Raw genomic sequence first — 23,262 nt, forward strand, 5'->3', positions numbered from 1 at the left:
CTCGATGCGCCGGGCGGTGAACCGTCCACTTGAGATACTCGACACCTTCGGCGACCAGCTCGCCTTCTACATCAAGGCGTTGGCCTGGACGCCGCGCACGCTCACCCGCTACTTCAAGGAACTGCTGCGGTTGCTGGCCGAGGTGAGCTTCGGCAGCGGGGCGCTGGCGGTCATCGGCGGCACCATCGGCGTGATGGTCGGTCTGTCGGTTTTCACCGGAACCGTTGTCGGCCTTCAGGGTTACGCCGCGCTCAACCAGATCGGCACCTCGGCCTTCGCCGGCTTCGTCTCCGCGTACTTCAACACCCGCGAGATCGCGCCGCTGGTCGCGGGCCTGGCGCTGTCGGCCACCGTCGGCTCCGGCTTCACCGCGCAGCTGGGCGCGATGCGCATCTCCGAGGAGATCGACGCGCTGGAGGTGATGGGCGTGCCGAGCCTGCCGTTCCTGGTCACCACGCGCATCATCGCCGGTTTCATCGCGGTCATCCCGCTGTACGTGATCGGCCTGCTCACCTCGTACGTGGCGGCGCGCACGATCACCGTGGAGGTGTACGGGCAGTCGGCCGGCACCTACGACCACTACTTCAACCTGTTCCTGCCACCGGTCGACGTGCTCTGGTCGTTCGGCAAGGTGCTCGTCTTCAGCGTGGTGATCATTCTGGTGCACTGCTTCTACGGCTACCGGGCCACCGGCGGCCCGGCCGGCGTCGGCGTCGCGGTCGGCCGCGCGGTGCGGACCGCCATCGTGACCACCAGCCTGCTGGACTTCTTCCTGAGCCTGGCCATCTGGGGCACCACCACGACGGTGAGGATCGCCGGATGAGGGTCGCCAGGCGCAGGCTCATGGGCGTCGCGTTCATCGCGGTCATCGCGTTGATCGTGTGGTTCTGCATCGCCGTGTACGCCGGCACGTTCACCAAGTCCGTGACGGTGCTGCTGCGCACCGACCACGTCGGCAACCAGTTGCAGACGCAGTCGGACGTCAAGGTGCGCGGGCTGATCGTCGGCGAGGTCTCGGCCATCACGTCCACAGGGGACGGTGCGCAGCTCGCGCTGGCGCTGCAACCGGACAAGGTGGGCCTGATCCCGTCCAACGTGACGGCCCAGCTGCTGCCCAAGACCCTGTTCGGCGAGCGCTACGTGGATCTGGTGCTGCCCAACGATCCCTCGGCCAAGTCCATCGCCGCAGGCGATGTGATCGGGCAGGACCGCAGCAGCTCGGCGATCGAGCTGGAGCGGGTGCTCGACGACCTCATGCCGGTGTTGCAGGCCGTGCAGCCGGAAAAGCTGGCCACCACGCTGACCGCGATCGACCAGGCGCTGTCCGGCCGGGGCGAGCAGCTCGGGCAGACGTTGGTGCAGCTGGATTCCTACCTCGGCCAGCTGACCCCGTCGCTGCCCGACCTGGACGCCGACATCACCAAGCTGGCGTCCCTTTCGGACACCTACAACAAGGCCGCGCCGGATCTGGTCAACGCCCTGTCCGACCTGACCACGACGAGCAAGACCCTGGTGGAGCAGAGGCAGAATCTGTCCACTTTGTACTCCTCGGTGACGACGGCCAGTGGCGATCTGACGAACTTCCTGTACGCCAACCGGAACAACCTGATCAACCTGGTGGCCACGGCCAAGCCGACGCTGGACGTGCTGGCCAAGTACGCCCCCGAGTACCAGTGCCTGTTCAAGCAGATCGTCGGCTTCGCGCCGCGCATCGAGCAGGCCTTCGGCAAGGGCACCGACAACCCGGGCCTGCACATCACCCTGGAGATCACCGCCAACCGCGGCAAGTACGTGCCCAACCAGGACGAGCCGCGCTACGCCGACACCCGCGGCCCGCGCTGCTACGACCTGGTCCCCGCGCCCAACCCGTTCCCGCAGTACCCGCCGGACGGCCCGCTCAAGGACGGCTCCAAGGCGCCGACGCCGGCCCGCAGCGTCAACGACGGCATCCTGCCGGCCGGCACGGCCACGTCCACCCAGTCGGCGTCGCTCGGCCTGCCCAACTCGACCCAGGAGCTGGACATGCTCTCCCTGCTGCTCGGACCGTCGATGGGCCTGTCGCCCAACGACGTGCCCGGCGCCAGTGGCCTGCTGGTCGGCCCGCTCTACCGGGGTTCGGAGGTGACGCTCAAGTGAGGGGCATCGCCGGGCCGCTGACCAAGCTGGTCATCTTCATGGTGATCACCGTGCTGGCCACCACCCTGCTCGCGCTGACCATCGCCAACATCGACTTGCGCTCGGCCAGCGACTACTCGGCCCGGTTCAGCGACGTCACGTCCCTGAACGTGGGCGACGACGTGCGGATCGCCGGTGTCCGGGTCGGGTCGGTCGACAGCATCCAGGTGGTGGACCGCCGGCAGGCGCAGGTGGCGTTCTCCATCGACGGCGGCCACCGGCTGCCGTCCTCGGTGACCGCGACCATCAAGTACCGCAACCTGGTCGGCCAGCGCTACATCGCGTTGGAGCCGGGCGCGGGCGACCCGAACTCGATGCTGCCGGCCGGCGGCACCATCCCGCTGGACCACACCAAGCCCGCGCTGGATCTGACCGTGTTGTTCAACGGCTTCAAGCCGCTGTTCCAGGCGCTGTCGCCGGACGACGTGAACAAGCTGTCGTACGAGATCATCCAGGTGTTGCAGGGCGAGGGCGGCACCATCGACAGCCTGCTGGCCCACACCGCGTCGCTGACGACCACGATCGCCGACAAGGACAAGGTGATCGGGCAGCTCATCGACAACCTGAACTCGGTGCTGGACACCGTCAACGCGCACGGCGACCAGCTGTCCACGCTGATCTCCCAGTTGCAGCAGTTGGTCACCGGCTTCGCCCAGGAGCGCAAGCCCATCGGCGACTCGATCGCGGCGCTGGGCGACCTGGCCGACAGCACCGCCGGCCTGCTCCAGCAGGGCCGTGAGCCGCTCAAGAACGACATCGCGCAGCTCGGCGTGCTGTCCAAGAACCTGGGCGACAACGACACGCTCAACCAGTTCCTGCAGACGCTGCCCGGCAAGGTGGAGACGATCACCAGGACGGCCACCTACGGCTCCTGGTTCAACTTCTTCCTGTGCAGCGCCAGCGGCACGGTCGCGGTGCCGCCGATCATCTCCCCGGTGACGCTGCCCGTCGCGCCGGTGACCCAGGCGAGGTGCAAGGCGTGAAGCCCTTCCGTGAGCGCAATCCGCTGATCATCGGGGCCGTCGGGCTGACCGTCATCGCGCTGCTGATGCTGGCCGCGTTCTTCGCCGACGACCTGCCCATCATCGGCGGCGGCACGACGTACTCGGCCGACTTCAGCGAGGCCGCCGGGCTGGTGCCGGGCAACGAGGTGCGGGTGGCCGGCGTGAAGGTCGGCAAGGTCCGCTCGGTCAGCCTGGACGGCGACCACGTCAGGATCGACTTCCGGGTGGACGACGCCTGGGTCGGCGACCAGACCACGGCCGCCATCAAGATCAAGACGTTGCTGGGCCAGAAGTACCTGGCGCTGGACCCGCAGGGCGCCAAGGCCCTCGACCCCGGCACGGCCATCCCGCGCAACCACACGCTGTCGCCGTACGACGTGAACGAGGCCTTCAACGGCCTGGCCACCACCGTCGACCAGGTCGACACCAACCAGCTGGCGCAGAGCTTCGAGGTGCTGTCCCAGACCTTCGCCAACACCCCGCAGGACGTGAAGATCGCGCTGAACGGGCTGTCCGCCCTGTCCAAGACGATCTCCTCCCGCGACCAGCAGCTGGCCCAGCTGCTGAGCAACACCAACCAGATCACCAAGACGATCTCGGACCGGGACAAGGAGTTCCAGACGCTGCTCTCGGACGGCAACCTGCTGCTGCAGGAGCTGCGCAACCGGGAGAGCGCCATCACCCAGCTGCTGACCGGAACCAAGGCGCTGTCGGCGCAGCTGTCCGGCCTGGTCAACGACAACCAGGCCCAGCTCCAGCCGGCGCTGCAGCAGCTGGACAAGGTCACCACGGTGCTGGAACGCAACCAGGCCAACCTGTCCAAGGGCATCGCCGACCTGGCCCCGTTCTACCGGGTGTTCGCCAACACCCTGGGCAGCGGCCGTTGGTTCGACACCTACATCTGCGGGCTGCTGCCGCCCTCCATCGGCCCCATCAATCCCGAGGGGTGCTCGCCATGATGGCCACCAGGACCCGACTCGGCCTGGCGCAGGCGGTCGCCATCGTGTGCGTGCTGGCGCTCGTCGTCGCGACCGCAGTGTGGTGGCTGCTGTCGGCCACCAACCAGAACAGGATCACCGCGTACTTCTCGGCGGCGGTCGGCCTCTACCCGGGCTCCGACGTGCGGGTGCTCGGCGTGCGGGTCGGCAGCATCGACACCGTGACGCCGCAGGGCACCACCGTGAAGGTGGAGCTGTCGGTGGACAAGTCGGTCACCGTGCCGGCCAACGCGCAGGCGGTCGTGGTGTCGCCCAGCGTGGTCAGCGACCGGTACGTGCAGCTGACGCCGGTCTACACCGGCGGCGCGCGGATGGCCGACAACGCGACCATTCCCCGTGAGCGCACGGCCACGCCGGTGGAGCTGGACCAGCTGTACCAGAGCCTGGACAAGCTGACCACGACGCTGGGGCCCAACGGCGCCAACAAGGACGGGGCGCTGTCGGACCTGCTCAACACCGCCGCCGCCAACCTGGCCGGCAACGGGCAGAACCTCAACGACACCATCAAGCAGCTGGGTCAGGCCACGGCGACGTTGTCCGGTTCCAAGGACGACCTGTTCGGCACCGTGGACAACCTGCAGAAGTTCGTGACCACACTGGCCCAGAGCGACCAGCAGGTGCGGACCTTCAACGACCAGCTGGCCCAGGTTTCGGGCTACCTGGCCGGTGAGCGCACCGACCTCGGCGACGCGCTCAACCAGCTGTCCACCGCGCTGGGCCAGGTGCAGGGCTTCATCAAGGACAACCGGGGCGAGATCAAGTCCAATGTGGACAAGCTCGCCGACGTGACCAAGGTGCTGGTCGACCAGCGGGCCGCGCTGGCCGAGACGCTCGACATCGCGCCGCTGGCCCTGGGCAACCTGCAGAACACCTACAACGCCGCCTCGGGCACGCTGGACACCCGGGCCGACATCAACGAGCTCACCCAGCCGCCGATCACCATGGTGTGCAACCTGATCAAGCAGACGACGCCGAAGAACGTGCCGCAGATCCTGTCCGACGCCTGCGGGCAGCTGGCCGGCGTGCTGGAGAAGGCGCTGCCGCTGCCCTCGGCGGCGCAGGTCATCGAGGCGTTGCAGCAGGGCAAACTGCCGCCGCTGCCGGTGCCGCTGCTCGGCAAGTCCATCGTCGGGGGTGAGAAGTGAGGCGTCGAATCCCCGCGCTGGCGGTGCTGGCCGTGACCGCCGCGACCGTGCTCGGCGGGTGCAGCGGCGGCGAGTTCGGCGGCGTCTACGACCTGCCGCTGCCCGGCGGCGCCGACCTCGGCGACCACCCGTACGAGGTGCACATCGAGTTCAAGGACGTGCTGGACCTGGTGCCGCAGGCCGGCGTGAAGGTCAACGACGTGGCCATCGGCAAGGTGGCCGAGGTCGGCCTCGGCCCGGACGGCTGGACCGCCGACGTGACGGTCGAGGTCAACGGCGATGTGAAGCTGCCGGCCAACGCCTCCGCGCAGCTGCGCCAGTCCAGCCTGCTCGGCGAGAAGTACGTGGAACTGGTGGCGCCCAACAACCCCACCGGCCGGCTGGCCGGCGGCGCGACCATCCCGCTGGACCGGACCAACCGCAATCCCGAGGTCGAAGAGGTGTTCGGGGCGCTGTCCCTGCTGCTCAACGGCGGCGGCATCGGCCAGATCCAGGACATCTCCAAGGAGCTCAACAGCGCGCTGTCCGGCAACGAGCCGCAGATCCGCCAGCTGCTGACCAACCTGAACACGGTCGTGTCCAATTTGGACGCTCACCGCAACGACATCACGCGGGCGCTCGACGGCCTCAACCGCCTGTCCGGCACGCTGAACACGCAGCGCGACGAGCTGGCGGGGGCGATCGACAACCTCGGGCCGGGGCTCGCGGTGCTGACTCAGCAGCGCGACCAGTTGGTGACGATGCTGAACTCGCTGAGTTCGCTGTCCGGCGTCGCCGTCGACACCGTGAACAAGAGCCAGGCCGACCTCATCGCCGACCTCAAGGACCTCCAGCCGGCGCTGACCCAGCTGGCCGCGTCCGGGCAGAACCTGCCCAAGTCGCTCCAACTGCTGCTGACCTTCCCGTTCCCGGACGCGACGGTCGCCGGCGTGAAGGGCGACTACACCAACCTGTACGCCGACCTGGACCTCAACCTCGGCGACGTGGTGTCCAACCTGGGCCGGTCCCGGCAGAGCCTGCTGCCCAGCATTCCCGGCCTGACCGGCGGGTCCGGCACCGGCGTTCCGCTGCCGCTGCCCACGCCGCCGGGCGGCTCCAGCTCCGGCGGTCTCGGTGGCCTGCTCGGCGGACTCCTGGGTGGGGGTGGGCACTGATGCTGACTCGCAGGGTGCGGCTCCAGATCGTCGCCTTCGTGGTGATCGCGCTGGTCGGCGTGAGCTACGCCGGCTTCCGCTACGCCGGCGTCGACCGCCTCTTCGGCCCCCGCGGCTACGCGATCAACGTCGCGCTGGCCGATTCCGGCGGCATCTTCACCGGCGCCGAGGTGACCTATCGCGGTGTGACCATCGGCCGGGTCGGGCCGCTCGCGCTGACCAAGGACGGCGTCAGCGTCGAGCTCGACATCGACTCCGACGACACCAGGATCCCGGCCAACTCCGAGGCCGTCGTGGCCGACCGGTCCGCGGTCGGCGAGCAGTACGTCGACCTGCGGCCGAGCACCGACAGCGGGCCCTACCTGGCCTCGGGCGCGACCATCCCGCAGGCCCGTACCCAGACTCCGCCGCCGGTGCAGGGACTGCTGACCAACCTGGACAACCTGGCCGGCTCGGTGCCGACGCAGTCGCTGCGCACGGTCGTCGACGAGCTGGACACGGCCTTTCAGGGCACGGGCCCGAACCTGCAGACGCTGCTCGACACCACCAGCAGCTTCACCCAGGCCGCGGCCCAGAACCTGCCGCAGACCACCAAGCTGCTCGCCGACGGCAGCACGGTGCTGCAGACGCAGCTGGACAAGTCCTCGGACATCCTGTCCTTCAGCCACAGCCTGGCCCAGCTCGCGGCCCAGCTGAAGAGCTCCGACGGCGACCTGCGCACGCTGATCGCCAACGCGCCGCAGGCCGCCGACCAGCTCGACGGCGTGCTCCGCGACAGCGGCGTGCCGCTGGGCAACCTGACCGCCAACCTGCTCACGACCTCGCAGATCCTGTTGCCCCGCCGCGACGGCCTCGAGCAGATCCTCGTCACCTACCCGGCAGTGGTCGGCGGTTCGTACACGGTCGTGCCCGGCGACGGCACGGCCCACTTCGGCCTGGCCGTGAACCTGTTCGACCCGCCGCCGTGCACCAAGGGCTACGAGGGCACGGCCCGGCGCGCCGGCGACGTGACCACCCCGGCGGCGCCCAACACGCAGGCGTACTGTGCCGAACCCACGGGCAGCCCGATCGACGTGCGCGGCGCGCAGAACGCCCCGTACGGCGGCAAGCCGGCGACGCCGGTGGCCGGCACGGGTGGCGGCCAGGGACAGCAGTCGCAGTCGGCCGTGTCGGGCCTGGGCCCGCTGGCCGGGTTGCTACCCGGGCTCGGCGGCGCGAACCTGGGCCCGGCGGGTCTGGCCCAGCTGCTCGGCCTACCGGGCTGACCGCGACGAGTAGGCCTACCCTGACCGACGTCGAACCTGGAGAGGCATGGCGAACCAGCAGACAACCGAGGCGAACCGATGGCTGTCGGCGCTGTCCGCGGTGGCGGCGGTGCTGCTGATCGCGGCGCTGATCTTCTGCGGCGTGTCGCTGGTGGGCTGGCTCGGCGCCTCGGGCGACGAGTCGGTGCAGTTCGCCACCGACCGGGACGACGTGCTGCGGGTCGGCAAGCAGGAGCTGATCAACTTCTACACGATGGACTTCAAGGATCCGGACGGCTCGTTCAACCGGCTCGTGCAGTCCTCCACCGGTGACCTGGCCACGGTCATCAAGCAGAACGAGGCCGACTGGAAGAAGCAGCTCGCCGCCGGGAAGACCACCTCGACCGCGAAGGTGACGGACGCCGCGGTGACCGAGCTGGACGACCGGGCCGGCACCGCGACCATGATCGCTATCGCCGTGGTCGACGTCACGCCGAACAACGGCCAGCAGCCCAGCCGGGTACCCATGCAGGTCCAGCTGACCAGGACGGACCAGGGCTGGAAGCTCAGCCAGGCCGGCTCGGTCACCCTGGGCGCGCAGTAGCCGGCCGCGGAAGGGATCAGCAGGTGCCCCCACCCCGTCGTAACGCCAATGCCCAGCCGCCGGTCCGGCGGCCCCGGGTCGCCGGCCTGCGCCGGCCGACGCCCGCCGCCCAGCCCGAGGCTGCCCCCTCCGAGGCCGCCCCCTCCGAGGCCGCGCCGCCCGTGGACGAGCGGGTGTCCGGCCGGCTGCCCGTCGACGAGGCCCCGGCCGAGTCGCAGGTCGAGGTCGTCGCGCCCGCGGTGATCGGCGCCGAGCCGGAGCCGGCCGCCGCGACGGATTCCCGGCCGGATTCCGAGCCGGCGGAGCGCGAGTTCACGAAGGTGTTCCCGGACGACGAGCCCGAGCCGGCGGCCCGGGAACGACGGCCGGTCGGCGAGCGGATGGCCCCGGTCGGCCGCGCGCTGGCCCGGCTGCGGCCGCGGACCGTGCTCGGCCCGATCGTGATGGTGCTGGTGGCCGCGGTGCTGACGGCGGCCGGCTTCTGGTTCCGCGGCGAGGCCGGCATGGTGCTCGACAACGGCTCGGCGGCCAACAAAGCGCTGACCGACACGGGGGCCACCACCGACGTCGTCACCCAGGTCACCCAGGACCTGCAGGCCATCTCCTCGTACAAGTACACCGATCTGGCCGGTGCGCAGAAGGCGGGCCAGGCGGCGAGCACCGGGAAGTTCCTCGACGACTACAACAAGCTCTTCGACCAGGTGAAGTCGCAGGCGCCGGCCCAGAAGGCGGTGGTGACCGGGCAGGTCGCCAAGATCGGCGTGCGGGTGTTGCAGGGCGACGACGCGATCCTGCTGGCCTTCATCCAGCAGACGACAACACGGGCCGACACGAACAAGTCCAGCTCGGTCGGACTCGTCTACACGGTCACCGCGCACCGATCGGGCGGAAAATGGCTGGTCAGCGAGCTCACGCCGAGGTGAGCGGGCGGAGCGCGTGTTCGCAAATGCCACGAGTACGGCCGGCGAGCCGCCATTACTCCTCCCTTTCACACCCGCACACTCGGTGAGCTGGTAAATATTGATCAACCGTTCGGGTGGCTGGGGAGGTCGGGTCCGTGATCAAGTGGCATCGGGATGACGGCGCCGTTGTCGGCACCCTGGAGCCCGAACGCGTGGCCTGGCTGCGCAGCAGGCTGGCGGAGTTCCACGCGCTGCTCGACTGGCGGCTGAGCCAGTACACGACGGACTACCCGCTCGGCGAGGTGCTCGGCATCGCGCTGCCCACCGAGCCGACCGACCACCCGCCGCTGCAGGCCGTGCTGCGCATGCACGTGCCGGACAGCGAGCCGGCCGAGGTCCGCCTGTGGTGGGAGCCGGAGCTGATCGGCGGGCTGCGCGCCGCGGTGGCCGACGCCTGGCGCAACCTGCCGACCGAGGGCGGCGTGGTGCGGCTGGCCGACGACCCGCAGCGGCTGCGGGCCTGGACCCGAGTGTTGCTCAGCCTGCGCATCGCCTACCTCGCGACCTGGGTGCCGGAGGCGCTGTCCGCGCCGCTGCCCGACGACGCCCCCGCCGACCAGCGCCGCCGGTACGACCGGGCCTGCTGGCTGCGCGCGGTGGTGGACACGCTCGGCGAGTTCACCGGGCTGGGCGCGTCCAGGGGCTGACCGAGCGGCAGCGGCGTCCGCGGCGGTCCCGCCGCGCCCGCGGGCCCGGCGAGCAGCAGTTCGCGCTCGTGCTCGGGCATGGCGCGCAGGTCGTCGAGGTCGGCGAGCTTGAGCGCGCTGCACCCGTTGCCGTACGCCCGCGCGAGCCCGAGCAGGTACTGCAGGCTGGGCCGGCCGCGGGAGGCGGGCCAGTTCTCGCACTCGCTGACCCGCTCGGCGCTGACCGCCCGGCCGGGATTGGCCCGGTTGTAGCGGTGCGCGAGCTGCACCTGCGTCCAGCCGAGCGCGTAGCGCCAGGCCAGCCGGGGCCGGGCGCCGAAGCGCTGTGCCATCTCGGTGGCGATCCGCTCGATCGGGCAACCGAGTTCGAGCATCCACGCCCGCACCTCGTCCCGCTCCGCCTTGCTGACCATTCATGTCCCCCTTGTCCGGGACCGCCGCGCACACACCCCCTTTCCGGATCCGAACCTAGCCCCGCACCCCGACAATTCGCCCTCCCTGCCAAGAAAACCGAGCGCCGGACCCGAACTTCTGGCCCGTTTCCGGGGTGAATCCACAGCTCACAGGGGTCGAAACGAGCCAAGAAAAGATTGGGGATCCATACGGGGTCGATCAGTGGCTTCCAGCGCGAGGCTTGTCCCATGACCGACATCTCGCCCACGAAGACCATCGCGGTGCTCGGCGTGCGCCCCACCGACCGCACCGCAGCACTGAACATCCTGGCGGCCCGGCTCGCGGCCGCGGGCCTGCGCCCGGTCCCGGTGCCGGACGACCCGGTGCTCGCCGACCCGGGTCCCGGCACCGCCACGGTCGGCCGGAGCCCGACCGTGGCCCAGCTCCGCCGGGCGGACTGGGTGACCGCGTTCGACACGGTGCTGGCCGCGTGCGACCGCGAGCGCGAGGCCCGCACGCGGGTGCCGACGGGCGTGCTGCTGGTGAGCGGGGCCGCCCTGCGCGCGGTCGCGCGCTACCGGGCCGGCCTCGGGCTGCGCGGCGAGGACTACGACGCGTCGATCCGTGGCTGGCTGGAGGGCCCGGCCGCGGGCGCGGTGGCCGGCTACGCCGCGGTGCTGCACGTGCGCCCGGCCGCCCCGGTCGGCCCCGGGGAAAGGGTGCTCGACCGGGCGCTCACGGAGGTGCTCGAGCGGCTCGCGACACCCCCTTGCACGATCTTCACCAGTGCTTCCAGAAGTGACGTTCGCCACACCGTTTCGGCCGTGGTGGCCCTGGCGACCCGCCAGGGTGTGCCAACCTCTTTCGAGTGTGATCATCTGCCCGTCCGACCGTCGCCGCTGGTCAGCGCGGTCCAAGCGGGTGGATTTGCTGTCCGCCACTGGAGTGATCGGCCGGTGACACCTTGACTGCGAGCCTGGGCAGGGTCACTCTGTCGGTGAGCACCGCCGTGGGCCTTCCAGGGACCCCTCGACAGTTGCCATTCTCCGGGCTAGACTGCCCCTTTGCGCTGCCCTCTGTCCGTTTGCCCTTCGCCGAGAGCACGGGATTCGGGGAGCCACGCACCCTTGACAGACGCGTTAGTCCCTGCTGACGCGGCTGCCGCCAGTACATCAGTCCCTGGAAGGACGCATCTTGGCAGTCTCCCGCGCGACCAAGGCCACTGCTGCGACCAACTCCACCGGAATTCCCGGAGCACCTCGGCGTGTCTCGTTCGCGAAGATCCGCGAGCCGCTGGCCGCTCCCAACCTCCTCGAACTGCAGACTCATTCGTTCGAGTGGCTCACCGGCAATGAGGCGTGGTTCCAGCGCCGGGTCGACGCCGGTGACGAGGCCCCGACCGGTGGTCTCGAAGAGGTCCTCAACGAGATCTCCCCGATCGAGGACTTCTCGGGCTCCATGTCGTTGTCCTTCTCCGACCCGCGCTTCGACGAGGTCAAGGCCTCCGTCGAGGACTGCAAGGACAAGGACATGACGTACGCGGCCCCGCTGTTCGTCACCGCGGAGTTCACCAACCACACCACCGGCGAGATCAAGAGCCAGACGGTGTTCATGGGTGACTTCCCGATGATGACGGACAAGGGCACGTTCATCATCAACGGCACTGAGCGGGTGGTGGTCTCCCAGCTCGTGCGTTCGCCCGGCGTCTACTACGACACCGCGATCGACAAGACGACCGACAAGGACGTCTTCAACGTCAAGATCATCCCGAGCCGGGGCGCCTGGCTGGAGTTCGACGTCGACAAGCGCGACACCGTCGGCGTGCGCATCGACCGCAAGCGCCGCCAGCCGGTCACCGTGCTGCTCAAGGCCCTCGGCTGGACCACGGAGCAGATCCGCGAGCGCTTCCACTTCAGCGAGACGCTGCTGGCCACGCTGGAGAAGGACCACACGGCCGGGCCGGACGAGGCGCTGCTGGACATCTACCGCAAGCTGCGCCCGGGCGAGCCGCCGACCAAGGAGAGCGCGCAGGCGCTGCTGGAGAACCTGTTCTTCAAGGAGAAGCGCTACGACCTGGCCAAGGTCGGCCGGTACAAGGTCAACAAGAAGCTGGGCCTCGGCTTCCCGGTGTCCACCGGTGTGCTGACCGAGGACGACATCGTCACCACCATCGAGTACCTGGTCCGCCTGCACGCGGGCGACACCGAGATGACGGCCGGCGACACCACGGTGCCGGTCGAGGTCGACGACATCGATCACTTCGGCAACCGCCGCCTGCGCACCGTCGGCGAGCTGATCCAGAACCAGATCCGGGTCGGCCTGTCCCGCATGGAGCGGGTCGTGCGTGAGCGCATGACCACCCAGGACGTCGAGGCGATCACCCCGCAGACCCTGATCAACATCCGGCCCGTCGTGGCCGCGATCAAGGAGTTCTTCGGCACCTCGCAGCTGTCGCAGTTCATGGACCAGACCAACCCGCTGGCCGGTCTGACCCACAAGCGCCGGCTGTCCGCGCTCGGCCCGGGTGGTATCTCCCGTGAGCGCGCCAGCATGGACGTGCGCGACGTGCACCCGTCCCACTACGGCCGGATGTGCCCGATCGAGACGCCGGAAGGCCCGAACATCGGCCTGATCGGCTCGCTGTCCTCGTTCGCGCGGGTCAACCCGTTCGGCTTCATCGAGTCCCCGTACCGCAAGGTCGTCGACGGCCGGGTCACCGACCAGATCGACTACCTGACCGCGGACGAGGAGGACCGCTACGTCAAGGCCCAGGCCAACACCCTGGTCGACGACGAGGGCAACTTCCTCGAGGACCGCGTCATGGTCCGACGCAAGGGCGGCGAGACCGACCTCGCCGACACCGCGGACGTGGACTACATGGACGTCTCGCCGCGCCAGATGGTGTCGGTGGCGACCGCGATGGTGCCGTTCCTCGAGCACGACGACGCCAACCGCGCGCTCATGGGCGCCAACATGCAGCGTCAGGCGGTGCCGCTGCTGCGCAGCGAGTCCCCGCTGGTCGGCACCGGCATGGAGCTGCGCGCCGCGGTCGACGCGGGCGACGTGGTCATCGCCAAGAAGTCCGGTGTGGTCGAGGAGCTCTCCGCCGACTTCATCACCGTGATGGCCGACGACGGCAGCCGTCAGACCTACGCGATGCACAAGTTCCGCCGGTCCAACCAGGGCACCTGCATCAACCAGAAGCCCATCGTGAACGAGGGCGACCGGGTCGAGCACGGCCAGGTCATCGCGGACGGTCCGTGCACCCAGAACGGCGAGATGGCGCTGGGCAAGAACCTGCTCGTCGCGATCATGCCGTGGGAGGGTCACAACTACGAGGACGCGATCATCCTGAGCCAGCGTCTGGTCCAGGACGACGTGCTCACCTCGATCCACATCGAAGAGCACGAGATCGACGCCCGCGACACCAAGCTCGGCGCCGAGGAGATCACCCGGGACATCCCGAACGTCTCCGAGGAGGTCCTCGCCGACCTCGACGAGCGCGGCATCATCCGGATCGGCGCCGAGGTTCGCGACGGCGACATCCTGGTCGGCAAGGTCACGCCCAAGGGCGAGACCGAGCTGACCCCGGAGGAGCGGCTGCTGCGCGCGATCTTCGGCGAGAAGGCCCGCGAGGTGCGCGACACCTCGCTGAAGGTGCCGCACGGCGAGACCGGCAAGGTCATCGGCATCCGGGTGTTCAGCCGGGAGGACGACGACGAGCTGCCCCCCGGCGTGAACGAGCTGGTCCGCGTCTACGTCGCCCAGAAGCGTCGCATCCAGGACGGCGACAAGCTCGCCGGCCGGCACGGCAACAAGGGCGTCATCGGCAAGATCCTGCCGGTCGAGGACATGCCGTTCATGCCGGACGGCACGCCGGTCGACATCGTGCTGAACACGCACGGTGTGCCCCGCCGTATGAACATCGGCCAGGTGTTGGAGACCCACCTCGGGTGGATCGCCAAGCAGGGCTGGAGCATCGACGGCGACCCGGAGTGGGCGTCCAAGATGCCCGAAGAGCTCTACGAGGTGCCGCCGAACACGAACACCGCGACGCCGGTGTTCGACGGCGCCCGCGAGGAGGAGATCATCGGCCTGCTCGGGTCGACGACCCCGAACCGCGACGGCGAGCGCATGGTCGGCCAGAACGGCAAGGCCACGCTGCTCGACGGGCGCAGCGGCGAGCCGTACCCGTTCCCGGTCGCGGTCGGCTACATGTACATCCTCAAGCTGCTCCACCTGGTCGACGACAAGATCCACGCCCGGTCGACCGGCCCGTACTCGATGATCACGCAGCAGCCGCTGGGTGGTAAGGCGCAGTTCGGTGGCCAGCGCTTCGGTGAGATGGAGTGCTGGGCGATGCAGGCGTACGGCGCCGCATACACCCTCCAGGAACTGCTCACCATCAAGTCCGACGACAAGTTGGGCCGCGTGAAGGTGTACGAGGCCATCGTCAAGGGCCAGAACGTCCCCGAGCCCGGGGTGCCGGAGTCGTTCAAGGTGCTGCTCAAGGAGCTGCAGTCCCTCTGCCTCAACGTGGAGGTGCTCTCCAGCGACGGCGCCGCGATCGAGATGCGTGACGGCGACGACGAGGACCTGGAGAGGGCGGCCGCCAACCTCGGCATCAACCTCTCCCGGAACGAGTCGCCGTCCGTCGACGACGTCGTGAACTGACCTTCGCCGCGCTGACTCCGGTGTTCCCCGAAACGCCGGAGTCGGCGTCCCGACCCCCAGGCAGCAATCAACCCGAAGGGGAGAAGAGCCGACGTGCTCGACGTCAACTTCTTCGATGAGCTCCGCATCGGCCTTGCCACCGCAGACGACATTCGCCAGTGGTCCTACGGCGAGGTCAAGAAGCCCGAGACCATCAACTACCGCACCCTCAAGCCCGAGAAGGACGGACTCTTCTGCGAGAAGATCTTCGGTCCGACCCGGGACTGGGAGTGCTACTGCGGCAAGTACAAGCGCGTCCGCTTCAAGGGCATCATCTGTGAGCGCTGCGGCGTCGAGGTGACCCGCGCCGAGGTGCGCCGTGAGCGGATGGGCCACATCGAACTGGCCGCGCCGGTCACCCACATCTGGTACTTCAAGGGCGTCCCCAGCCGGTTGGGCTATCTGCTCGACCTGGCCCCCAAGGACCTCGAGAAGATCATCTACTTCGCCGCGTACGTCATCACCGCGGTGAACGGCGACCTGCGCCACAACGACCTGCCCACGCTCGAGAGCGAGATGCAGGTCGAGCGCAAGCGCGTCGAGAACCGCCGCGACGCCGACGTGGAGGCCCGCGCCCAGAAGCTCGAGGCCGACCTGGCCGAGCTCGAGGCCGAGGGCGCCAAGAGCGACGTGCGCCGCAAGGTCAAGGAGGGCGGCGAGCGGGAGATGCGCCAGCTCCGCGACCGCGCCCAGCGTGAGCTGGACCGGCTCGACGAGATCTGGACCACCTTCACCAAGCTCGACACCAAGCAGCTGATCGCCGACGAGATGCTCTACCGCGAGCTGATCGACCGCTACGGCGACTACTTCACCGGCTCGATGGGCGCCGAGTCCATCCAGCAGCTGGCGAAGGACTTCGACGTCGACGCCGAGGCCGACTTCCTGCGGGAGACCATCCGCAGCGGCAAGGGCCAGAAGAAGCTGCGCGCGCTCAAGCGGCTCAAGGTCGTCGCGGCGTTCCAGCAGACCCGCAACTCGCCCATGGGCATGGTGCTCGACTGCATCCCGGTGATCCCGCCGGACCTGCGGCCGATGGTTCAGCTCGACGGTGGCCGGTTCGCCACCTCCGACCTGAACGACCTGTACCGCCGCGTGATCAACCGCAACAACCGGTTGAAGCGACTGATCGACCTCGGCGCGCCCGAGATCATCGTCAACAACGAGAAGCGGATGCTGCAGGAGGCCGTCGACGCGCTGTTCGACAACGGCCGCCGCGGCCGGCCGGTCACCGGCCCGGGCAACCGCCCGCTCAAGTCGCTGTCCGACCTGCTCAAGGGCAAGCAGGGCCGGTTCCGCCAGAACCTGCTCGGCAAGCGCGTCGACTACTCCGGCCGTTCGGTCATCGTGGTCGGCCCGCAGCTCAAGCTGCACCAGTGCGGCCTGCCCAAGGCGATGGCCCTGGAGCTGTTCAAGCCGTTCGTGATGAAGCGGCTGGTCGACCTCAACCACGCGCAGAACATCAAGTCGGCCAAGCGCATGGTCGAGCGCGCCCGGCCGGCCGTGTGGGACGTGCTGGAAGAGGTCATCACCGAGCACCCGGTGATGCTCAACCGGGCGCCCACGCTGCACCGCCTCGGCATCCAGGCCTTCGAGCCGCAGCTGGTCGAGGGCAAGGCCATCCAGCTGCACCCGCTGGTCTGTGAGGCGTTCAACGCCGACTTCGACGGCGACCAGATGGCCGTGCACCTGCCGCTGTCGGCCGAGGCCCAGGCCGAGGCCCGCATCCTGATGCTGTCCAGCAACAACATCCTGTCGCCCGCCTCCGGGCGGCCGCTGGCGATGCCGCGTCTGGACATGGTCACCGGTCTGTTCCACCTGACCCGGTTCAAGCCGGAGGCCGAAGGCGCCGGCAAGGCGTTCTCCTCGGTCGCCGAGGCGATCATGGCGTTCGACCGCAAGGTGATCGGCCTGCAGGCGCCGATCAAGGTGCGGCTCAACGACCAGGTGCCGCCGCGGGGTCAGGAGCCCGAGGACTGGGAGCCCGGTCAGCCGTGGCTGGCCGAGACCACCCTCGGCCGGGTGCTGTTCAACGAGCTGCTGCCGCCGGACTACCCGTTCATGAACGAGGAGATGCCGAAGAAGCGGCAGGGTGAGATCGTCAACGACCTCGCCGAGCGGTACCCGATGGTCACCGTGGCGCGGACGCTGGACAAGCTCAAGGACGCCGGCTTCTACTGGGCCACCCGCTCGGGTGTCACGGTCGCCATCTCCGACGTGCTCGTGCCGCCGGAGAAGCAGGCCATCCTCAACGAGTACGAGGGCAAGGCCGAGGCCGTCGAGAAGCGCTACCAGCGCGGTCAGCTCTCGCACGCCGAGCGCAACAACGAGCTGGTCAAGGTGTGGCAGTCGGCGACCGACGAGGTCGCCAAGCTGATGGAGACCGCGTTCCCCGAGGACAACTCCATCCGGATCATCGTCAAGTCCGGCGCGGCCGGCAACATGACGCAGGTCCGGTCGCTGGCCGGTATGCGTGGTCTGGTGACCAACCCGAAGGGTGAGTACATCCCGCGGCCGATCAAGAACTCGTTCCGCGAGGGCCTGTCGGTTCTGGAGTACTTCATCGCCACGCACGGCGCCCGCAAGGGTCTGGCCGACACCGCGCTGAAGACCGCCGACTCGGGTTACCTGACCCGTCGTCTGGTGGACGTCTCGCAGGACGTGATCATCCGTGAGGTCGACTGCGGCACCAACCGCGGCGTCACGATGACCGTCGGCGAGAAGGTCGGCGACAAGGTCGTGATGCACGAGTACGCGCGCACCAGCGTGTACGCGCGCTCGCTGGCCGAGGACATCACCGACTCGGACGGCAACGTGGCGCTCAACCGCGGCGCCGACCTCGGCGACCCGGCTCTGGACACGCTGATCCGGGTGGGCACCATCCGGGTCAAGGTCCGCTCCGTGCTGACCTGTGAGTCGGCCGTCGGCGTGTGCGCCAGCTGCTACGGCCGCTCGATGGCCACCGGCAAGCTGGTGGACGTCGGCGAGGCGGTGGGCATCGTGGCCGCCCAGTCGATCGGTGAGCCCGGCACGCAGCTGACCATGCGTACCTTCCACCAGGGTGGCGCCACCGGCGCGGACGACATCACCCAGGGTCTGCCGCGTGTCCAGGAGCTCTTCGAGGCCCGCGTGCCCAAGGGCAAGGCGCCGATCGCCGACGTCGACGGCCGCGTGCGGATCGAGGACGGCGACCGGTTCTGGAAGATCACCCTGGTGCCGGACGACGGCAGCGAGGAGATCATCTTCGACAAGCTGTCCAAGCGTCAGCGCCTGGCCATCACCCCGGACGGCCCGCTGCAGGACGGCGACCACGTCGCCGTCGGCCAGCAGCTGCTGGAGGGCACCCCGGACCCGCACGAGGTGCTGCGCGTGATGGGTCCCCGCGAGGCCCAGCTGCACCTGGTCAACGAGGTGCAGAAGGTGTACCGGTCGCAGGGTGTGTCCATCCACGACAAGCACATCGAGGTGATCGTGCGGCAGATGCTCCGCCGCGTGATCATCATCGACTCGGGCGCGACGGAGTTCCTGCCGGGAGCCCCGATCGAGCGCAGCGACTTCGAGACGTCCAACCGTCGCGTCGTCGCCGAGGGCAACGAGCCGGCCTCCGGCCGTCCGGTGCTGATGGGTATCACCAAGGCCTCGCTGGCGACGGAGTCGTGGCTCTCGGCGGCCTCCTTCCAGGAGACCACCCGGGTGCTCACCGACGCCGCCATCAACGGCAAGAGCGACAAGCTCATCGGCCTGAAGGAAAACGTCATCATCGGTAAGTTGATCCCGGCCGGCACCGGCATCAACCGCTACCGCAACATCCAGGTGCAGCCGACGGAGGAAGCGCGGGCCGCGGCCTACGCGATCCCGTCCTACGACGACGGCTACTACACGCCGGACGTCTTCGGCACCGGCACGGGTGCGGCGGTTCCGCTGGACGACTACGACTTCGGTCGCGACTATCGGTAAGTGCGATCTGGGCGATCCATGCCTGGGAAGAACTCAGGCATGGATCGCACTTAGCGCGTTCTGGGGGCTGAGCCCCCAGACCCCCACACTGGGGGCAAGCCCCCGGACCCCCGAACGACACATATGGCCCGCCACCCCAAGCCGGGGCGGCGGGCCATATGTCTGTCCTCAGTAGACGGGGCGGTGCTCGGCGGCCTCGCGCTCGTAGTTGGAGCGGCCGCTGCCCACGCTCAGCTCGTCGTCGATGTCGTCGGCCGACTGCTCGGGCTCGGGCAGGTTGTCCATGGTCTCCTTGGCCTTGCCGTAGATCTCCTTGGCCCCGTCCTTGATCTCGCCCTTCCAGTCGAAGCCCTCATCCTCCTTCTCCCCGGAGGACCCGGCCTCGGCCGCCTTCTCGCTGCTGCCGAGCACGCTCTTGGCGGTGCCGGTGATGTGGTCCCAGTCCTCGCCCAGCTGCTTGACGTCGCCGATCAGGCCCTTGCCGTCGCGGCCGACGACGTGCTCGCCGATGCGGCCGACGGTGGTGCCGGCCTCGTTGACCCGGGAGCCGACCTTGCCGACGTTGGCCCCGATCTCGGTGACCTTCTCGCCGGCCTTGCCGATGCCCTTGCCCATCAGCTTGCCCAGCGTGCCCGAGGTCTCCTCGATGCTCTTGCCGACATCGCCGAGCTTGCCGCCGATCTTCTGGATCTTCGAGGCGAACTTCTTCAGCAGCTCGGCGATCTTGCGGATCATGTCCATGATCTTCTTGATCAGGTTGCCGACCTTCTCGATCAGCTTCTCGACCTTGGAGACCGCGGCGCCGGACTTGCCGATGGCCACGCTGGCCTCGGTGGCGGTGGCCGCGGCCGCCGCGGCGTCGGACAGGCCGGCGGTGAAGAACGTGGCGGCCGCGCCGATGGCCCAGGTGATCAGCATCTGCTCGACGAAGTCGGCCAGGATGCCGATGATGATGTCCTTGGCCGCCTGCATCATCGAGGCGCTGGCCTTGAGCAGCTGGACGATGTAGCCGGCCAGCGTCGCGGTGCCGTGCATGCCGTCCAGGAAGGTGGCCATCTCCTGGTGGGCCACGTCGGAGGCGTCGCCCTCCCAGTGGGCGAAGCCCTGGGTCAGCTCGTCGTGCAGCTGTTGGCCGAGCCGGTCGATGTCGGCCGAGAGCTGCGAGTAGTTCTCGGCCGCCGCGTTCAGCGCGTCCGGGCTGCCGGTGACCAGCTCAAGGGCCTCCTTGACCGGCTCGATGTAGTCGATGACAAAGCTGAGGCCCTTGCTGATCAGCGTGTTCAGCGGGTCGATGCCGCCGGAGTCGTCGGCCTCGGCCGAGTACTGCTCGATCTCGGTGACGGTGGCGTGCACGTCGTTGCCGGCGCCGTAGATCTCGTCGAGCACGGCGGTGTTGCCGATGGGCAGGGAGGTCATGCCCGCTCCTCAGTGGTGTCCGGGAGCAGCGTGCCGCTCATGTGCTCGTACGACGGGTCCTTCAGCGCCACCTTGGCGTGGCCGGCGGCGTCGGTCTGCGCGTGCACGTCGATGTGCTCGGTCTGGCCGCCGGCCTGCTGGATGTCGCCCTTGACCTCGACGTCCTCGTGGGCCTCGCCGGTCACTTCGACGGTGACGGGGCCGCCGCCCTCCACCTCCACGGTGATCGTGCTGTGCACGTTCTGGTGGCCGTCCTGGCCCAGGTTCGGCGCCGCGCCCGGGTCGACCGGGGCATCGGGCACCTTGGGCGGCAGGCCGCCGTGCTCGACCGGCGGATAGGACGGCGCGCCGCCACCGACAGGGCCGCCGCCGGGGACGCGGGCCGCGCCGCCGTGCTGGTCGGTGTTGGTGTTGCGGGAGCCGCCGTCGACCGGGGTGACGTCGGGCGGGCCGCCGGACTGGCCGGGATCGGTCTTGCCCGGGTCCTTGTCGTCGCCGCCGGCCTGATCGATCTGCCGCTTGTGGTACTCGTCGACTTCCCGGTACAGATCCGCGGTGTTGGAAATGCGCTGCCCGGCGTTGTCCAGGCCGGCGGTCATGTTCGACAGGTGATCGGTGAGCTGGTTCTGCAAATCGGCGTACTTGCTGTGGGTCGTCAATTCACCGAGCAGCCCCCAGGACCGGGAAGGAACCTCGGCCGCGGTGGCCCGCCCGTGCAGGGAGTCGGCCTGGCCCGCCATCGACGACACGCGAGAGCCGCACCGGGCCAGTTCCTCGGTGACAACGTTGAATCCCTCGGCCATCAGAACGAGTCCTCCGAGCCGAAGCGGAACTCGTCGTCATCGGCCCGACGCGGCCGGGACGGCGCGGCCGGCGGCGGCGTCGGCCGGTCCTCGTCGTCGGTCATGATGCCCTCGGACAGGGAGTCGTCGACGTACTCCTCGTGGTCGGTACGGGCGTGCTGGGGCACCGCGTGCTGACCGTGCCGGTCCGGCGGGACGGGGGCCTGAACAGGGGGTTGGACCTGGGGTTCCGGTCGTTGCGGGGTGTCGTGCCAGCCGTCGGACGGCGGCTCCGGCGGGTTGGCCAGCTCCTCCTGAACCCGGTTCACCCGGGCGGCGATGTCGGTGCGGTCGCCGGCGTAGCGCTGCACGATCTCGGCCTGCTGCCGGGCCGCCTTGGCCACGGCCTGCTGGAAGGTGGTCGTGACCAGCCGGGACAGCGCCTGTGCCGACATGCTCATCGCCGACGGGCTGATGGTGATCGACCGCACCGCCCCCGACGGCCCGGCGACCACGGTGACGGCGCCGTCGCGCGAGGTCTCCGTGGATTCGATCGCGGCGATCTCCTGCCGCATCAGCTCGAAGCGGTCGACGTCCTTTTCCGCCTGCGCCACAGTGCGCCGAAACGCGTCGATGCGCGCGGCGGTGTCCTGATTCATGCCCCAGTTCTCCCCGTGTCGGTGTGCCGAGACAAACACATACCGCATCGCCGTGGTCACCGTCCGCACATTGACCCGGAACGGGCTCGAACACGCGGTCGACTATGCTGTCGACAAGGAATGCCGGGGGGCTTGCCGATCTTCGTGCTCGATCTTGTCGGAGTGCGACACACCACATGCGACACGCGTGTCCGGTCCGCTCCCGACCCCCGTTTTGACCCTCGGGGCGCGGGGAAGGTATCTTTGGTATCCGTGCCCGACCCATGTCGGGCCGCTCCGCGTGCCTGTGGATGGCAGTCTCTGGCTGCGTCGACCTCAGGGCCACGGAAGTCCTCCGGAAACCGTTGGGACAGTTAGTTGGTCTCTCGCGGGTCCCGTGAGCGGGCGACACGCCCGACCTCGGGGGACGGAGGGGCCAAGTACACAGAGTCCACGGCGCCCGCGAGGACGCCAAGACGCGAACGGAAGAAGCAGCCGGTCTATGCCCACGATCCAGCAGCTGGTCCGCAAGGGCCGCCAGGACAAGGTCGCGAAGACCAAGACCGCGGCTCTCAAGGGGAGCCCGCAGCGGCGCGGCGTGTGCACCCGCGTCTACACCACTACGCCCAAGAAGCCGAACTCGGCGCTGCGCAAGGTCGCCCGCGTGAAGCTGACCAGCGGGATCGAGGTCACGGCCTACATCCCCGGTGAGGGTCACAACCTCCAGGAGCACTCGATGGTGCTCGTTCGCGGTGGCCGTGTTAAGGACCTTCCGGGTGTCCGTTACAAGATCATCCGTGGCTCGCTGGACACGCAGGGCGTGAAGAACCGCAAGCAGGCGCGCAGCCGCTACGGCGCGAAGAAGGAGAAGAGCTGATGCCCCGCAAGGGCCCGGCCCCGAAGCGGCCGCTGATCTCTGACCCGGTCTACAGCTCCCCGTTGGTGACGCAGCTCATCAACAAGGTGCTCGTGGACGGCAAGCGCTCGGTCGCCGAGGCGATCGTCTACAAGGCGCTCGAGGGCGCCCGCGAGAAGACCGGCACCGACCCGGTCGTCACGCTCAAGCGCGCGCTGGACAACGTGAAGCCCTCCATCGAGGTAAAGAGCCGCCGTGTCGGTGGCGCCACCTACCAGGTGCCGATCGAGGTCAAGCCCGGCCGCTCGACCACGCTGGCGCTGCGCTGGCTGATCACCTTCTCCCGGCAGCGCCGCGAGAAGACCATGATCGAGCGCCTGATGAACGAGCTGCTGGACGCCAGCAACGGTCTCGGCGCCAGCGTCAAGCGCCGTGAGGACACCCACAAGATGGCCGAGTCCAACAAGGCCTTCGCGCACTACCGCTGGTGATTCGGGCGCGGCCGGCCTTCGAGCCGGCCGCGTCGGATAGGCGCCCGCACCGACCACAGTAGCACGGGAGCAAGGTAGAAAGATAG

General features: G+C 69.0%; 18 protein-coding genes. 15 read left to right on the plus strand and 3 right to left on the minus strand.

Annotation, left to right across the window (positions count from 1 at the left end; translation table 11 throughout):
- The first annotated feature begins 4 nt into the window (after window positions 1-4).
- The 13 genes from AB0M73_RS13370 to AB0M73_RS13430 all read left to right on the plus strand — a co-directional run bounded on the left by AB0M73_RS13370 (window position 5) and on the right by AB0M73_RS13430 (window position 18,993).
- Window positions 5-823 (plus strand): ABC transporter permease, encoded by an 819-nt coding sequence (locus AB0M73_RS13370; RefSeq protein WP_043731096.1) that lies wholly within the window; start codon window positions 5-7, stop codon window positions 821-823.
- A complete protein-coding gene (locus tag AB0M73_RS13375; protein WP_363890623.1) occupies window positions 820-2,136 on the plus strand; it encodes an MCE family protein in 1,317 nt (438 codons plus the stop codon). Before AB0M73_RS13370 ends, AB0M73_RS13375 begins: the two co-directional genes overlap by 4 nt.
- The gene (locus tag AB0M73_RS13380; protein WP_043721476.1) at window positions 2,133-3,158 is read left to right on the plus strand and encodes an MCE family protein; all 1,026 of its coding nucleotides are present in this window, start codon (window positions 2,133-2,135) and stop codon (window positions 3,156-3,158) included. Before AB0M73_RS13375 ends, AB0M73_RS13380 begins: the two co-directional genes overlap by 4 nt.
- Window positions 3,155-4,138 carry an MCE family protein gene (locus AB0M73_RS13385; protein WP_363890626.1) on the plus strand — a complete coding sequence of 328 codons (984 nt, stop codon included), beginning with the start codon at window positions 3,155-3,157 and terminating at the stop codon, window positions 4,136-4,138. Before AB0M73_RS13380 ends, AB0M73_RS13385 begins: the two co-directional genes overlap by 4 nt.
- Window positions 4,138-5,322 carry an MCE family protein gene (locus AB0M73_RS13390; protein WP_363890690.1) on the plus strand — a complete coding sequence of 395 codons (1,185 nt, stop codon included), beginning with the start codon at window positions 4,138-4,140 and terminating at the stop codon, window positions 5,320-5,322. Before AB0M73_RS13385 ends, AB0M73_RS13390 begins: the two co-directional genes overlap by 1 nt.
- Before the next feature lie 23 nt (window positions 5,323-5,345).
- A complete protein-coding gene (locus AB0M73_RS13395) occupies window positions 5,346-6,476 on the plus strand; it encodes an MCE family protein (RefSeq protein ID WP_363890693.1) in 1,131 nt (376 codons plus the stop codon).
- Window positions 6,476-7,741, plus strand: a complete 1,266-nt coding sequence (locus tag AB0M73_RS13400) for an MCE family protein (protein WP_043721482.1) — start codon at window positions 6,476-6,478, stop codon at window positions 7,739-7,741. The genes AB0M73_RS13395 and AB0M73_RS13400 overlap by 1 nt, the downstream gene beginning before the upstream one ends.
- Window positions 7,742-7,787: 46 nt before the next feature.
- A complete protein-coding gene (locus AB0M73_RS13405; RefSeq protein ID WP_363890628.1) occupies window positions 7,788-8,324 on the plus strand; it encodes a hypothetical protein in 537 nt (178 codons plus the stop codon).
- A 23-nt stretch (window positions 8,325-8,347) separates the two neighbouring features.
- Entirely contained in the window at window positions 8,348-9,247 is a 900-nt protein-coding gene (locus tag AB0M73_RS13410; RefSeq protein ID WP_363890630.1) for a hypothetical protein, read from the plus strand.
- Window positions 9,248-9,381: 134 nt separating this feature from the next.
- Entirely contained in the window at window positions 9,382-9,933 is a 552-nt protein-coding gene (locus AB0M73_RS13415; RefSeq protein WP_363890633.1) for a DUF2017 family protein, read from the plus strand.
- Between the two features lie 641 nt (window positions 9,934-10,574).
- Window positions 10,575-11,294, plus strand: a complete 720-nt coding sequence (locus AB0M73_RS13420; protein ID WP_363890635.1) for a hypothetical protein — start codon at window positions 10,575-10,577, stop codon at window positions 11,292-11,294.
- A 226-nt stretch (window positions 11,295-11,520) separates the two neighbouring features.
- A complete protein-coding gene (locus AB0M73_RS13425) occupies window positions 11,521-15,000 on the plus strand; it encodes a DNA-directed RNA polymerase subunit beta (RefSeq protein ID WP_043721488.1) in 3,480 nt (1,159 codons plus the stop codon).
- A 93-nt stretch (window positions 15,001-15,093) separates the two neighbouring features.
- Entirely contained in the window at window positions 15,094-18,993 is a 3,900-nt protein-coding gene (locus tag AB0M73_RS13430) for a DNA-directed RNA polymerase subunit beta' (RefSeq protein WP_363890639.1), read from the plus strand.
- A gap of 168 nt (window positions 18,994-19,161) precedes the next feature.
- Here the strand turns inward: AB0M73_RS13430 and AB0M73_RS13435 are convergent, their stop codons facing one another.
- From AB0M73_RS13435 to AB0M73_RS13445, 3 genes are read right to left on the minus strand one after another with little or no spacing between them, the layout of a single operon-like run.
- Window positions 19,162-20,409 carry a hypothetical protein gene (locus AB0M73_RS13435; protein WP_363890641.1) on the minus strand — a complete coding sequence of 416 codons (1,248 nt, stop codon included), beginning with the start codon at window positions 20,407-20,409 and terminating at the stop codon, window positions 19,162-19,164.
- Window positions 20,406-21,212 (minus strand): hypothetical protein, encoded by an 807-nt coding sequence (locus AB0M73_RS13440; protein ID WP_363890644.1) that lies wholly within the window; start codon window positions 21,210-21,212, stop codon window positions 20,406-20,408. Before AB0M73_RS13440 ends, AB0M73_RS13435 begins: the two co-directional genes overlap by 4 nt.
- Entirely contained in the window at window positions 21,212-21,850 is a 639-nt protein-coding gene (locus AB0M73_RS13445) for a YbaB/EbfC family nucleoid-associated protein (protein ID WP_363890646.1), read from the minus strand. Before AB0M73_RS13445 ends, AB0M73_RS13440 begins: the two co-directional genes overlap by 1 nt.
- A 481-nt stretch (window positions 21,851-22,331) precedes the next feature.
- Between AB0M73_RS13445 and rpsL the strand changes: the two genes are divergently transcribed.
- Together rpsL and rpsG are read left to right on the plus strand one after the other, a co-directional pair.
- The gene (rpsL, locus tag AB0M73_RS13450) at window positions 22,332-22,706 is read left to right on the plus strand and encodes a 30S ribosomal protein S12 (protein ID WP_025361387.1); all 375 of its coding nucleotides are present in this window, start codon (window positions 22,332-22,334) and stop codon (window positions 22,704-22,706) included.
- On the plus strand, window positions 22,706-23,176 hold the full coding sequence (gene rpsG, locus AB0M73_RS13455) for a 30S ribosomal protein S7 (protein ID WP_043721499.1): 471 nt from the start codon (window positions 22,706-22,708) through the stop codon (window positions 23,174-23,176). The genes rpsL and rpsG overlap by 1 nt, the downstream gene beginning before the upstream one ends.
- Window positions 23,177-23,262: the final 86 nt, after the last annotated feature.

This window comes from Kutzneria sp. NPDC051319 (assembly GCF_040682195.1).
GTDB lineage: Bacteria > Actinomycetota > Actinomycetes > Mycobacteriales > Pseudonocardiaceae > Kutzneria.